Origin of the sequence: Microcystis sp. LE19-84.1B, from assembly GCF_027531875.1 — a bacterium.
In the GTDB taxonomy this organism is placed as follows: domain Bacteria; phylum Cyanobacteriota; class Cyanobacteriia; order Cyanobacteriales; family Microcystaceae; genus Microcystis; species Microcystis panniformis.
This window is the reverse complement of the sequence record NZ_JAPZSR010000140.1, coordinates 25,733-38,290: the sequence shown is the minus strand read 5'-3', so window position 1 is coordinate 38,290 and position 12,558 is coordinate 25,733. Positions and strand designations below refer to the sequence as shown.

At 43.0% G+C, this 12,558-nt stretch carries 15 protein-coding genes and 1 pseudogene; 8 read left to right on the top strand and 8 right to left on the bottom strand.

Features of this window, described 5'->3' with window-relative positions:
• The 3 genes and pseudogenes from O9324_RS08900 to O9324_RS08890 all read left to right on the top strand — a co-directional run.
• A pseudogene (locus tag O9324_RS08900) lies at nucleotides 1-207 on the top strand (hypothetical protein); the annotation flags it as partial.
• Nucleotides 208-264: 57 nt separating this feature from the next.
• Nucleotides 265-1,239 (top strand): tRNA lysidine(34) synthetase TilS, encoded by a 975-nt coding sequence (tilS, locus tag O9324_RS08895; protein ID WP_288139983.1) that lies wholly within the window; start codon nucleotides 265-267, stop codon nucleotides 1,237-1,239.
• 325 nt (nucleotides 1,240-1,564) lie between these two features.
• Nucleotides 1,565-3,865 (top strand): ATP-dependent helicase, encoded by a 2,301-nt coding sequence (locus O9324_RS08890; protein WP_002768531.1) that lies wholly within the window; start codon nucleotides 1,565-1,567, stop codon nucleotides 3,863-3,865.
• Here the strand turns inward: O9324_RS08890 and O9324_RS08885 are convergent.
• On the bottom strand, nucleotides 3,830-4,069 hold the full coding sequence (locus O9324_RS08885) for a DUF6737 family protein (protein ID WP_002736158.1): 240 nt from the start codon (nucleotides 4,067-4,069) through the stop codon (nucleotides 3,830-3,832). The two genes, O9324_RS08890 and O9324_RS08885, sit on opposite strands and share 36 nt — an antisense overlap.
• 100 nt (nucleotides 4,070-4,169) lie before the next feature.
• Nucleotides 4,170-5,051, bottom strand: a complete 882-nt coding sequence (locus O9324_RS08880) for a 4-hydroxybenzoate solanesyltransferase (protein WP_288139982.1) — start codon at nucleotides 5,049-5,051, stop codon at nucleotides 4,170-4,172.
• Between the two features lie 37 nt (nucleotides 5,052-5,088).
• Between O9324_RS08880 and O9324_RS08875 the strand changes: the two genes are divergently transcribed.
• Nucleotides 5,089-5,238 (top strand): hypothetical protein, encoded by a 150-nt coding sequence (locus O9324_RS08875; RefSeq protein ID WP_288139981.1) that lies wholly within the window; start codon nucleotides 5,089-5,091, stop codon nucleotides 5,236-5,238.
• Nucleotides 5,239-5,304: 66 nt separating this feature from the next.
• Here the strand turns inward: O9324_RS08875 and O9324_RS08870 are convergent, their stop codons facing one another.
• Nucleotides 5,305-5,802, bottom strand: coding sequence for a DUF427 domain-containing protein (locus O9324_RS08870; protein WP_002735494.1), 498 nt, complete (start codon nucleotides 5,800-5,802; stop codon nucleotides 5,305-5,307).
• A 264-nt stretch (nucleotides 5,803-6,066) separates the two neighbouring features.
• Nucleotides 6,067-6,582 carry a DUF1499 domain-containing protein gene (locus O9324_RS08865; protein ID WP_002768534.1) on the bottom strand — a complete coding sequence of 172 codons (516 nt, stop codon included), beginning with the start codon at nucleotides 6,580-6,582 and terminating at the stop codon, nucleotides 6,067-6,069.
• Nucleotides 6,583-6,652: 70 nt separating this feature from the next.
• Here O9324_RS08865 and O9324_RS08860 point away from each other — a divergent pair, with 70 nt between their 5' ends.
• A complete protein-coding gene (locus tag O9324_RS08860) occupies nucleotides 6,653-6,856 on the top strand; it encodes a ssl0294 family protein (RefSeq protein ID WP_002742962.1) in 204 nt (67 codons plus the stop codon).
• A 73-nt stretch (nucleotides 6,857-6,929) separates the two neighbouring features.
• On the opposite strand, the gene O9324_RS08855 is transcribed toward O9324_RS08860, so the two are convergent.
• Together O9324_RS08855 and O9324_RS08850 are read right to left on the bottom strand one after the other, a co-directional pair.
• Nucleotides 6,930-7,394: an SRPBCC family protein gene (locus tag O9324_RS08855; protein WP_002768535.1), complete on the bottom strand. Its 465-nt coding sequence runs from the start codon at nucleotides 7,392-7,394 to the stop codon at nucleotides 6,930-6,932.
• 446 nt (nucleotides 7,395-7,840) lie between these two features.
• Nucleotides 7,841-8,089 (bottom strand): hypothetical protein, encoded by a 249-nt coding sequence (locus O9324_RS08850; RefSeq protein WP_287628396.1) that lies wholly within the window; start codon nucleotides 8,087-8,089, stop codon nucleotides 7,841-7,843.
• 230 nt (nucleotides 8,090-8,319) lie between these two features.
• Between O9324_RS08850 and O9324_RS08845 the strand changes: the two genes are divergently transcribed.
• Complete coding sequence (locus tag O9324_RS08845) at nucleotides 8,320-8,637, top strand: type II toxin-antitoxin system Phd/YefM family antitoxin (RefSeq protein ID WP_287633185.1); 318 nt, start codon at nucleotides 8,320-8,322, stop codon at nucleotides 8,635-8,637.
• A complete protein-coding gene (locus O9324_RS08840) occupies nucleotides 8,631-8,897 on the top strand; it encodes a Txe/YoeB family addiction module toxin (RefSeq protein ID WP_211571604.1) in 267 nt (88 codons plus the stop codon). Before O9324_RS08845 ends, O9324_RS08840 begins: the two co-directional genes overlap by 7 nt.
• A 70-nt stretch (nucleotides 8,898-8,967) precedes the next feature.
• Here the strand turns inward: O9324_RS08840 and O9324_RS08835 are convergent, their stop codons facing one another.
• Both O9324_RS08835 and O9324_RS08830 read right to left on the bottom strand, forming a co-directional pair.
• Nucleotides 8,968-11,280: a transglutaminase TgpA family protein gene (locus tag O9324_RS08835; protein WP_288139980.1), complete on the bottom strand. Its 2,313-nt coding sequence runs from the start codon at nucleotides 11,278-11,280 to the stop codon at nucleotides 8,968-8,970.
• 83 nt (nucleotides 11,281-11,363) lie between these two features.
• The gene (locus tag O9324_RS08830) at nucleotides 11,364-11,654 is read right to left on the bottom strand and encodes a hypothetical protein (RefSeq protein WP_288139979.1); all 291 of its coding nucleotides are present in this window, start codon (nucleotides 11,652-11,654) and stop codon (nucleotides 11,364-11,366) included.
• Between O9324_RS08830 and O9324_RS08825 the strand changes: the two genes are divergently transcribed.
• Nucleotides 11,638-12,375, top strand: a complete 738-nt coding sequence (locus O9324_RS08825; RefSeq protein ID WP_288139978.1) for a phycocyanobilin:ferredoxin oxidoreductase — start codon at nucleotides 11,638-11,640, stop codon at nucleotides 12,373-12,375. The two genes, O9324_RS08830 and O9324_RS08825, sit on opposite strands and share 17 nt — an antisense overlap.
• Nucleotides 12,376-12,558 lie beyond the last annotated feature (183 nt).

Here is a 12,558-nt window from a genome sequence, read left to right as displayed (position 1 = left end):
CAGTTATCAGTTATCAGTTATCAGTTATCAGTTATCAGTTATCAGTTATCAGTTATCAGTTATCAGTTATCAGTTATCAGTTATCAGTTATCAGTTATCAGTTATCAGTTATCAGTTATCAGTTATCAGTTATCAGATTATAGTTTTAAGTGGACAGTGTTAGGTGAAAACTTCGCTAATTTCTTTTCACTGATTACTGTTCACTGATTACTGTTCACTGAAAATACTTCCCACACCCTTGTCAAGTAAATAAATCTAAAAATTTTGGCTAATTTTTGGACACCTCTCCATACTCGTCTGGAAACCACGGTGAAAAAGGGACAATTACTACCTAAAAATGCGTCTCTGTTAGTGGCATTGTCGGCCGGTCAGGATTCCCTCTGTTTAGGTCAATTATTGCTGGATTTGCGCTCTCGTTGGGGTTGGCAACTAGCGATCGCTCATTGTGATCACCGTTGGTCCTGCGACCGAGGATTAGTGGCTCATGTGCAGAAAATCGCCGAAATTTGGCAATTACCCGTTTATATTGCCACCGCACCCCCCATGGCGGAAACGGAAGCCAAAGCAAGACAATGGCGTTATCAAGCTTTACAAACAATCGCCCAAGAACAGGGTTTTAATTATCTTCTCACGGCACACACGAGGAGCGATCGAGCGGAAACTTTTCTTTATAATCTCATGCGCGGGGCCGGTAGTGATGGACTTTCTTCCTTAACTTGGTTGACAAGTTTAACCCCGGATATTTTCTTAGTCCGTCCCCTCTTAAATGTTACTCGCGAGGAAACTTTCGCTTTTTGTCAAAGTCGAGAATTACCGATCTGGTACGATCGAGCTAATGAAAATTTACGCTATGCTCGCAATCGTATCCGTCTGGAATTATTACCCTACCTGCAAACTAATTTAAATCCCCAAATTGAAAAACATCTCGCCCAAACTGCTGAAATTTTGGAGGCAGAAAGCGATTATTTAGATAGTATTGCCCGGGATATTTTTCGTCAGGTTATTGATCTAGATCAAAAAAGACTCGATCGCTCCCCTTTACAAATTCTACCTCTAGCGATACAAAGACGAGTGATTCGTTTATTTTTGGCTCAATATTTACCCTCAGCGCCTAATTTTGCCGAAGTTGAGTCAGTGGTTAATCTCATTACTGGTGTTAATCGCGATGCCACTTCTTCCTTAACCGGCAAAATTCGGGTAAAAGTACAACAAAATTGGCTACATATCAGTGATCAGTGATCAGTGATCAGTGATCACTTATCACTGATCAGTTATCAGTTATCAGATTACAGTTTTAAGTGGACAGTGTTAGGTGAAAACTTTCTTTTCACTGATTAAGTGGGTGGGTGGAATTAAATATAAGATGAACGTAGGTTGGGTTGAAGCATGAAACCCAACGCCCTTCGCTACTTTCTTTTCACTGATTACTGCTTACTGTTTACTGTTCACTGAAAAAACCCATCTCCCCATTCTAGTTATCTCTAGCTAACTTTTACAGCAATTGGTTTAAGAAGAAACTAAAATAGTAATAGAATTAAACTAAAAATAAAATTGGCGGGGCATAATGAGCGAAACTAAAGTAATTAATCGAGAAAATTTACTGGTCAATCTCCGGCAACAACTGCGTGCGGGACAACAGGAATTAGCCGATTGGCAAGGGGGAAAAATGGCCATTTCTGCGGTGCCGGGGGCGGGAAAATCCCACAGTTTAGCAGTAGCTGCCGCTATGGTTATTGCTCGTGAGCAACTTCATGCTAAAAAACAGTTAATTATTGTCACCTACACCCGCTCGGCTGCCGCTAGTATTAAAGCTAAAATTAAACAACGCTTGCAAGATTTGCAACTTTCAGCCCAAGGTTTTAGCGTTCAAACTCTGCATGGACTGGCCCTACAATTGGCCCGTCGTTATCCGGAATTATCGGCATTAGACCTCGAATCTTCTACCTTAGTTATTCCGACTCCTAGCCACAGAATTATTAGAAACTCGGTGGAAAAATGGCTAATTGCCGATCCAATTCGTTATCAAAAGTTATTAGAAGGAGTAGAATTTGATGGGGAAGAAACCGAAAGATTACGCCGTCAATCGGTGCTGAGAACCGAAATTTTACCTAGTCTTGCTTATGCGGCCATTCATGAGCTAAAAAGTTCGGGATTATCACCGCAGCAAGTCTGGGAATTAAGCCACTATACTGACGATAATTATCAAATTCTCGCTATGGCTAGTGGTTTGTACCAACAGTATGAAATCCTCATGCGTCAGAAAAACTATATAGATTATGATGACATGATTTTAGGAGCCTTGCGAGTATTAGAGGAAGAAAAAATTCGCCGACAATGGCAAAAATCTGTCTTTGGAGTCTTTGAAGATGAGGCACAGGATTCTAGTCCTCTCCAAGAAAAACTAATTACTATTTTAGCAAAAAATAATGACGAGGAAATACCTAATTTAATTCGCGTCGGCGATCCCAATCAAGCGATTAATTCTACCTTTACTCCCGCCGATCCTGTTTACTTTAATTGGTTTTGTGAAAGTTGTCAAAACGAAGGCAATTTATCCACTATGAACCAAGCAGGTCGCAGCAATACTAAAATTATTGAAGCTGCTAATTTAGTGTTACAATGGGTCGATCGAGATTGGAAACAGGGAAAAGATAATCATAAAGTTACCGAGGCTCCTTTTCGGGTTCAAGCGATTCTTCCCGTCGGTGCTGAAGATCCCCAACCTAATCCAATCAAGGAGGGAAAAGGATTAGAAATTTATCAACCCGATGACATTTATCAAACAGTAGAATTAATTGAAAAACGTCTAGTTAAATTACTCCAAGAAAACCCTCAACATAATGCGGCTATCCTCGTTAGAGAAAATCGACAAGGACACTTTTTTGCTCAAAAATTCGCCCATTTTTATAAAAGTTATCAAATCAGAATTTTTGAAGCTAACGAGATTGATCGCTTTTCTCAAATTCCCGTCGAAATGCTGAAAATATTAGCTTTTGTCGAACGTCCCCACTCTCCTGATTATCTTAAAGGGGCCTTAGAAGTGCTGCAATTTAGGGGTTTAATTACTGCCCAAGACTTAAATCCTTTAGTTACCTATCCCGAACAATTTCTTTATCCCACTCCCCTCGATCCTGAACTGAAATCTAACGAAAAAATCGCCCGTCGTTATTGTTGCAGTTTACTAAAAGCTAGATTAGAATTACCCCATTATCAACTCCTATCTTTTTTCGCTATGACTCTCCAATATTCGGGGTCAGAATTAGCCACTTTGCAAAAATTAACCGCCCGTATTTATCAGGAAACTGCTGGTAATAGTTCTCTGAAAAATACAATTAATACTCTTAATGAAATTATCGCCTCTGAGCGCTTTGAAGGAGTGGAAGAAGATAACGACGATTGTTATACTCGTCCTGGACAACTGACGATTATTACTATGCACAAAGCCAAGGGTTTAGACTGGGATTATGTTTTTATTCCCTTTCTTCACGAAGATATTATCCCGGGCAAACCTTGGGTTCCCAATGGGGCAAAATTTTTGGGAGATTTTACCCTCGCAGAAGTGGCACGAGCGCAAATTCGAGCAGCGGTTCATCAACGGTATTTAAACCCCGACAGCATACCAATTATTCCCCCACCTTTAAGCGCTTGGTTAGAAGCTGGACAACTTAAAAAAGCTGAAGAATACCGACTTTTGTATGTAGCGATGACGCGAGCAAAAAGACTTTTATGGATGTCGAGTGAAAAAAAAGCTCCTTTTCGTTGGAACACTTTTCGCGGAGATGAAAGTAGTCAATTACAGGATAAAAATCCCTGTCCTGTCTTTCCTGTTTTAATCAATGCTTTCCCCGATTCTTTCTGTGTTTAACTGTTGCTGCAGCGTCCGCGGATAAAGAATTAGGAAGACAAACCACCAGAGGAGTATGGGAATAGATAGGAGTAGGGTTAACCAGAGACGCTGAGTTAAAAACCAACAGCCAGCAATCAGGGTAATTCCTGTCAACAAAATCGACCAAGGTTGACACCAACGGGGTTTGTGATTCCAAACGTTATCGGATTTCGAGTTAGACATTGGTTACGGATTGGTAATTTACTAACTTGATTTTATAGCTATCGAGCTTAAAAAACGCTTGGGAAGACCGAAAGAGTCAAAAATTACTCGATTTACTTATTTAAAAATAACTCCCCGCAATCATAGCCGCTAATAAAATAAAACCGACCCAAACATTTTGACCGAACATTTGACCATAAACTGGTTTAGGTAAATCAGATTGACGTAACAGCCGGTATTGACGCAACCAAGCGATCGCCGCTAGAACCAACCCTAGCCAAAAAGAGGCTGATAACTGCATTTTTTGCCCCTCCCACGCCAATAAACCCACTGTCAGGGCAAAAAAGACCCCCACGGCTTCCGGAGCGTATTTGCCGAAAAATATGGCACTAGAGTTAATACCAACCTTGAGATCATCCTCTCGATCGGACAGAGCATAAATTGTATCAAATGCCAATGTCCAAAAAATCACCGCTCCCCATAATATAAATGTATTACTATCTAACGACCCGGTGACGGCACTCCAACAGATTAAAACCGCAAAACCCCAAGCGAGAGAAAGAACCAATTGGGGTACAGGAAAAAAACGTTTGGCGAGAGGATAGCAGATAATCAAGGGAACGGCGGCTAAACATAGGCAAAAACTCAGGAAATTCAGATATAAAGCTAAAATCGCGGCGCAAAAGAAAGCAATCAGAGCGATAATCAAACCAACCTTGATCGATAAAGCTCTGGCCGCTAAAGGACGGTTACGAGTGCGATCGACTTGTGGATCGATATCCCGATCCCAAAGATCGTTAACCACACAACCGGCGGCGCTAGTGGCCAAAGTTCCCAAAACGATCACCCCGATCAAGGGTAGTGGTGGCACCCCGTCTGCCGCCAAAAATACCGCCCATAAAGCGGGAATCATCAAAATTAACCTACCGGCGGGTTTATCCCAGCGCAAGAGGCGAATAATCGTCATCCAAGTGGGTTCTAGATCGGGTTGGGATATAGTCATAATTTCTCGTAAAAAGTAGAAACTAGGAGTTAACGGGGTGTGGGGTGTGGGGTGTGGGGTTTTGGGGAAGTGGGGTTTTGGGGAAGTGGGGTTTTGGGGAAGTGGGGTGTGGGGTGTGGGGTTTTGGGGAAGTGGGGTTTTGGGGAAGTGGGGTGTGGGGAGAAAATTAATGAATTTTGGCCAGTAGCTGCCTTTTGCCTTTTGCCTTTCCTAACCAAGAAGTTAATTTTGCACGACTACTTACTTAATGTGATTACCAGCCCCAACTATTGGGAACGCCTTTAAACGGACCAACCACATCGGAGGTTATCCATCCCCCGTAAAAGTTGCCCGGTTGCGGTTGTACTAATTCCCCGTCGGCATAACAAGCGCTCATTTTGGCGGGATAAAAAGCCAGATAATTCTTAATTGCCTGAAACTCTGGTGTCGGGTCCGGATAATACCAAGCGACGTTAATTGCCTGTTGATCCCCAACGGTGATATTGTAATATCCGGCTAGACCTTTCCACTCACAAAAAGACTTTTCTGCTGTAGCTTGCAGGTATTCCATTTTAATATCTTGGGGCGGTAGATAATAAACTGGAGGATGACTGGTTTCTAGAACTCGATAACTGCTTTTAGTATCGGCAATTATCACACCATTAAAGATAATTTTTAGGTGTTTAGGCGATAATTCTAGGCGCGGGGGACGAGGATAATCCCAGACTGATTCCTGTCCTGCTTTTGCTGGTATCGGTTGGGGACGAAACATAATTTTTCTTATATTATTCTCCGAGTCAGTATTCTCCGAGTCATTTCACCGTTTACTGATTACTGATTACTGATTGGGTGCATCTCCTATTGGTGACTTTCTCTCACATATAGGTGAGCAGCAGAAGTCATTTAAAGAGGGCGAATGCAATTCGCCCCTACAATAATAATATTATCGCACCAATGGTAGGGGCGCATCGCGTGCGCCCAAATGTAGTATAGATATTTCTACAAAATTGAGATGCACCCGATTACTTTTCACTGTTTACTGTTTACTGATCACTGAAAAGAGTTTTCTCAGGGTTTCCACTCGTTCTCGATTGACATTTAAATCCGATTCTCCTAAGCGGGAGGCGGAGCGAACATCGATCGCATTTTTGCTAGGATTAAGAGAAAATTCCAGATCATCGACAAATCCCATCCATTGACTGCTAAATTCGGCGTAGAGATAGTTACTATCTTGGCTAATAATTTTAGTTCTCGGTTGGGAAGCGATAATTTTAGCTAATTGCTCGATCGCTTTTTCCCCGCTACCCTGATAACTAAGGGGTTCGATCGAATGAGCCGGATCCTGACTCTGACTACTAACACAATTAGGAGTGACTGGACAAGGGGCTAGTTTACCTTCCCTGACTCCCAAATAATCGGGACGAGTACCAGCGAATAAACTGACGCTATCGGGAGCAATTAACCTAATTCCTAGCCAGATGAGCAGTATTCCCAGGAAAATAAACGGGGTTAGCCGGAAAGATTTTTTCACCGTGTCAGAAGTTTCAGTCATGCTAGTCTTACAGAATCACTTCAATTAACTTAACATTGATAGGTGTGACAATATCAGGAGATAGAATAAGATGTTTCTCGATGAATTACAACCCGTTGTTAAAGAACTGATTCAACAACCGATCGCTTTTTTCGGTGGTTTTGCCTCTGGATTACTGCGCTTGAAACTTTCGGACGATCCCCTCAAAAAATGGTTAGAAGAGCAGGGATTAGTCAGTTTTAACGACAATAATCAGGATAACGGCAACGGTCCCCAGTCGATCTCGATCGATTAGGGATCAGGGGTTAGCTGTTGGGGGTGAGGGTATTCTCCCATCCCCAAAACCCCCCGCTTACCACCCCATCAGCTTAACTTTCGGCTGAAAGTAGATAAATTTCCTCGGCTACTCGTTTTAAGCGTCTTAATTGCGCTTCCATATCCTTTTTAGTCCATTTGGCGGCGAATTGCTGAAATCCCCACCCCACAACCGGATTAGGAATCGCAAACTCAAAACGATTGATTAGACAAGTGCCGCCATCATTGGGTTGACATTCCCAGCGATCGCATCCGCGAAAAAAGCCTTCAAATTGCCAGACAATTAACCCCGGTTCCCTCTCAATCACCGTACTTTTTAGCGTTGGCTGAATTAGGGGGATTTGAATCAAAAAACGACTTCTCCCACCGATATCGGTCTTCCAATCGCCGATAGGTTCACAAACTAACACCGGATTTAACCAACGACGCATTAACTCTAAATCCGTGATACAACGCTCCACCGTCGTGGCACTAGCTTTAATCTGAATTGATTGTTCAAATACTTGACAAGATGACATTGATCTGCTTATAAATTGCTGGCTGGAATTAAATATAAGATGAACGTAGGTTGGGTTGAAGCATGAAACCCAACGCCTGCTCATGTTACGCTACCGCTAACCCATCCTACAAATAATTGTGCCTCCCTACTTAAATTGCCGGCTGAGAATTATCGGTAGTCGGACAAAAATAAAGTTAACTGTGCAGACAAGGGAACAGTAAGGGTTTTGTACTTCGTTACATTTCTTAACATAGTCTTGTTTATAGCTTTTCTCATCAAGATGAAGTGTAACCTAATTTGCTATGGATGACCGGCGATCGACCCCCCAAAACGAAAACTTCCTACCTCACCATTAAGATAACTGCTCTCAAGCTCACTTTTTCACTAGCTTGACAAATTCTCGAAAACGTTGGCGTAAACTCTCGATATTAACTGATAATAATATTGGTATCGAGAACAAAGCGTCTAGTTATCTTCATTTAAGAGAGATTCTAAAATTTCAGGGGTTAATCCTCTCTCTTGTGCTTTTTCTCCAATAGTATCCATCGTTTTATATAATTTGTCCAGAGATTCTTTTCTAGATAAATTTGAAGATTGAACATAAAAAGCGATTTTTTTCTCTATTTTTTGACGCTCTTCTTCCGTTGCATTCCAATAAGTTTCAGCAACATCTAAAGGGACTTTGATTTGGATTTCTGTTTGATAGTTTGTCATAATTATATTTTCTTAGTTTAGTTAGTAGCGAAGAAATTCAGTCGAAATTAATAGCCTCCCTTTAGCCAGCGTTACAGTTTAGAAGTTTCAGTTACTCTAGCGCATTGTTAAACTGATTGTCAAGTTTAGTTACTCTCAATTTAAGATATGTAATTTACTTTGGTTGCGAAAAACCAGCACCGACAGTATAAGCGACGGGAAAAGATTTTTTTGTAAAGATTGGTTATAGCTTGAGTCAGGTTTGGGTAATTGGCGCTAGGATTATCAGAAGATTTTCTTTCGGCACTGGTAGAAAACAATTAGGAGGATTTATGATCCCGGTTAATGAGGCTCAACAAAAGTTGCAGGATTTGATTGATTCAGTGACTGTTTCCCACGAACCTATTATTATTGAGGGATGCGATGGTAATGCAGTTTTGCTATCTGAAGGGGATTGGAAATCGGTACAAGAAACGTTATATCTCCTCTCAATTCCGGGGATGCGAGAATCCATTCGGGAGGGACTGGCAACGCCGGTTGAAGAATGTGCTGAGGAGCTAGAATGGTAAGGTGGAAATTGGTTTACACCAAACAGGCGCAGAAAGACGCTAAGAAGCTTAATTCTAGTCATTTAAAAAATAAAGCACAGATGTTGCTTGACATTCTTCAGGTGAATCCATTCCAAAATCCCCCGCCTTACGAAAAGTTAGTGGGAGATTTGAATGGTGTGTACTCTCGGCGAATAAGCATTCAGCATCGTCTTGTGTACGAAGTTATTCAATCTGAGGGTATAGTTAAAATCCTGCGGATGTGGACACATTATGAGTAGCGTTAAGACATCGTTAAATCTAGGGTTTGCTGAAAAACTTTTTCGGCAAACCCTAACTATAGGCTCAAGCTCACTTTTTCACCAACTTGACAAATTCTCGAAAACGTTGGCGTAAACTCTCGATATTAGCCGATTTCCCGCCGTAACGCCAATCAACGTAGGCGCGAGCAATCTCCTCGATAATATTCGCCACTGGCGGCGGTTGGACGCGGCGGGCGGCGGTGGCGTATTCTAAAGGGGTTTGAGCGGGATGTTTACCATAACCAGCTTCTGTTAAGATTCCTAACATTTGCTGGTATAAACGCTCGATTGGTGGTAGTTTTGCTAACCGGCGACCCCGACGCCAACGATGGAACTGTCCCCATCCTAACCAACCAGCGTAAGCGAAAACGACCCCCACTAAACCACCGAGAATTCCCCCGAAAAGACTGCCGGAAATAAAGCGCCATAACCATCCCAATAACTTACCGATAGTAACGATAACATTTTCCCAAATCAGACCGAGAAAACCCGTTACTGGAGAGGGCAACCATCCGGCCACCCATTGCCAAAATTGCTTGAGGACGCTAAAAGGTTCCGCTTCCTCAAAGGATGGGGGAATTAATTCGTGGCCCGGGATAGGATCGAAAGTGTACCAACCGTAACCAGGGAAAAACACCTCTGTAATGGCGTAAGCGTCCGTATTTTGGACAACATAAAAGCCAGTGAAAGGATTAAACTGGCCAGGGGCAAAACCGGTGGCTAATCGGGCAGGAATACCGATCGAGCGTAACATAATCGTTAACACGGTGGAAAAATGATCGGCGTAACCCCCCTGAAAACGAAATAAAAAGGCCGAGACTAAATCCTCATTTTCGGCTAAAAAGGGCAAATCGGCTGTTAATTCGTAGTTTTGCTTTAATGCTTGGGCCAAATATAGGGCCTTCTCGTAGGGAGAGGTTAAAGGTGTGGGAGATTTGGCCAGCAATTCCTCGGTTTTTCGGCGGACTTTCGGGGCAATTTCGGCAGGAATTTGTAAATAATACTTGAGAATAGACTTAGGGTAGGTTTCTGGTGCCGATCGCAGTTGGCTGCGATTGCGTTCCGGCACTTGTGAGATTACAGTATAAGTTAGCCCTTCTGCTAATCCTCCCGGCGACCTTAAGCTATTTTCTCGGTCCAGAGATACCTGTCGAGTGGGAAAAAAGAGAAACTGGGGCGAAGTAAGAGCAGGGATAATATTCGGTAAACTAGAGACAATGCTGTAGGTTTGGACTACCTGATGGGTTTTTGCTTGGGTTGCGGGTAGTGGCACAAAAAAGCGATAGGACCAACTACTGCGATTTAAATCCTCTACTTCCTGATCTCGCGAGATTTGCCACCCTTGACCAGTATAGCGATCAAAGGCCATGGCGCGCCAGAATCCGGGGGCTTGAGAACGTACCCGCATGACTATTTCTGGAGTCATACTTCCCCGCAAATTTTGGTTCATTTGGCTGTTAAAACCGTAATAAAAGGTAGTATCTAGCTGTCCTGACCCTGTAGTGGGACTATTCCCGCCATTTACGCCACCATTCCCCGTTTCACCCTCGCGCACATAGCCGGGGTTAACGATTTGTCTGTCTCCCTGTTCAAAATCCTGATTTTCCATACCTGCTGGACTATTGACGGGAAAAGATTGAATTTGATAACCCGGAAAACGCGGCATCAGAGCAAAAATTGTCAATCCCAAGAGGAGAATTGTCAGAAAGAAAATTCCGAAACGTTTGGGAGAAAGGGGAGAATTTTGCAGAGAAACTAATTTTTTTGTGGCTAGATGCGGGGATTTCCTTGGGAAGAAAGGGAGACTCTGATTGAGATTATCTAAACCTAAACGAGAACGATAGTCTAAAACTAGGGTAGGTAGGGATAAAAGCAGAAAGAGGATTAACCAAGGCGCAAAAGCGAGGGTTTGGGAGATTGTCCCGGCGACTCCCAAGAGAATTAAACCGATTACCATAGAATAACCTAAATCTTTGCGTCGGGGCAGGTCAAAACTATGGAGAATTTGCAATTGAATTAATAATTGTGTTAGAGCAATGCGACTATCCTGCATCGCAACGATATCACCCAAGAATAGCGCCAACACTACCAACATTCCGATCGCTATACAGAATTTTGCCCCAATATTGCGCTTTTTCCTGCGTCGCCAACTCCAGATTCCGCCGATAATACTGAGAGGAACCGCCCAAAGACTGGTATAACTATCGGTAGCCACATCGGTGGCGATAATACCCACGATTACTAAAGCTTGCACCAGAATTCTTAAAATAATCGATTCCTCGGTTTCTGGCAAGGGAGAAGATTCTATCTTTTGCCAGAGGCTTTTTAAGGAAGGTCTTGGACGAGCGGCACTGCTAACCATAGGGTAAATTGGGAGAAGGACAAAGAAGTTAATTTTATATTTCCCAGTTCTAATCTCGATCGCTCCATGGGGTAAAGTGGATTTTAGATGTCAGGAGATAGGGAAATAGGGAGATGGGGAGATAGGGAGATAGGGAGATGGGGAGATAGGGAGATGGGGAGATAGGGAGATGGGGAGATGGGGAGATGGGGAGATAGGGAGATAGGGAGATAGGGAGATAGGGAGATAGGGAGATAGGGAGATAGGGAGATGGGGAGATAGGGAGATGGGGAGCAAAAAGCCGATAACTGATAACTGATAACTGATAACTGATAACTGATAACTGATAACTGATAACTGATAACTGATAACTGACCTATGATAGCCGTTGCCAAGCCTGAAATTTTACCGTTACTTCATCCCCTGATTGGACAATTAGCCACGGCAATTCTGTCCCACTGGGAAAATTATCTTGATTTGTCGCCCTTTGAGTTGCCGGAAGGTTTAGGCTATGTGGAGGGACGTTTAGAAGGGGAAAAATTAATTATCGAGAATCGCTGCTATCAAACTCCCCAGTTCCGCAAAATGCACCTAGAACTGGCTAAACTGGGCAATGGTTTGGATATCCTTCACTGTGTCATGTTCCCCCGTCCAGAATATCCGCTGCCGATGTTCGGATGTGATATAGTCTCCGGCAAAGCGGGAATCAGTGCCGCTATTGTGGATCTTTCTCCCACCAGTGGCGATAAAACCCTCTCTAGTGCCTATAATCAAGCTTTAGCGGCTTTACCTGCGGCTAATTTCGCCCAGGCTCGTGATTTGCCCCCTTGGGGTCATATTTTCTCCCAATATTGTCTGTTTATTCGTCCCGAAACCGCCGCCGAGGAACGACAATTTTTACAAAGAGTAACAGATTTCTTGACAATTCACTGCAAATGTGCTAGGGAAAGTCAGCCTCTTTCTGGGGAAGAAGCGGGTATTTATTTACAGGGACAACGGGATTATTGTAGTCAACAGCAAAAAAACGATAAAACTCGGCGTGTACTAGAAAAAGCCTTCGGTTGGGAATGGGCAGAACGTTATATGACAGGGGTTCTCTTTGATTTGCCCGATTAAACTGAACTATCCCTTTCCCCCTTGCTCCTAGGGTTGATTCATCGTGGTTGATTCATCGTCGGGTTGATTCATCGTCGGGTTGATTCATCGTGGTTGATTCATCGTCGGGTTGATTCATGAATCAACCCTACCTTCAATGGAGCCGACAATTTTTAACACCTACCTCTCATTTAGAGATTTTCT

Bases quoted from the DNA above. Each gene is read 5' to 3' on its own strand.
- O9324_RS08890 (WP_002768531.1), top strand. From the start codon at position 1,565: ATGAGCGAAACTAAAGTAATTAATCGAGAAAATTTACTGGTCAATCTC.
- O9324_RS08885 (WP_002736158.1), bottom strand. From the start codon at position 4,069: ATGTCTAACTCGAAATCCGATAACGTTTGGAATCACAAACCCCGTTGG.
- O9324_RS08880 (WP_288139982.1), bottom strand. From the start codon at position 5,051: ATGACTATATCCCAACCCGATCTAGAACCCACTTGGATGACGATTATT.
- O9324_RS08870 (WP_002735494.1), bottom strand. From the start codon at position 5,802: ATGTTTCGTCCCCAACCGATACCAGCAAAAGCAGGACAGGAATCAGTC.
- O9324_RS08865 (WP_002768534.1), bottom strand. From the start codon at position 6,582: ATGACTGAAACTTCTGACACGGTGAAAAAATCTTTCCGGCTAACCCCG.
- O9324_RS08860 (WP_002742962.1), top strand. From the start codon at position 6,653: ATGTTTCTCGATGAATTACAACCCGTTGTTAAAGAACTGATTCAACAA.
- O9324_RS08855 (WP_002768535.1), bottom strand. From the start codon at position 7,394: ATGTCATCTTGTCAAGTATTTGAACAATCAATTCAGATTAAAGCTAGT.
- O9324_RS08850 (WP_287628396.1), bottom strand. From the start codon at position 8,089: ATGACAAACTATCAAACAGAAATCCAAATCAAAGTCCCTTTAGATGTT.
- O9324_RS08840 (WP_211571604.1), top strand. From the start codon at position 8,631: ATGGTAAGGTGGAAATTGGTTTACACCAAACAGGCGCAGAAAGACGCT.
- O9324_RS08835 (WP_288139980.1), bottom strand. From the start codon at position 11,280: ATGGTTAGCAGTGCCGCTCGTCCAAGACCTTCCTTAAAAAGCCTCTGG.
- O9324_RS08825 (WP_288139978.1), top strand. From the start codon at position 11,638: ATGATAGCCGTTGCCAAGCCTGAAATTTTACCGTTACTTCATCCCCTG.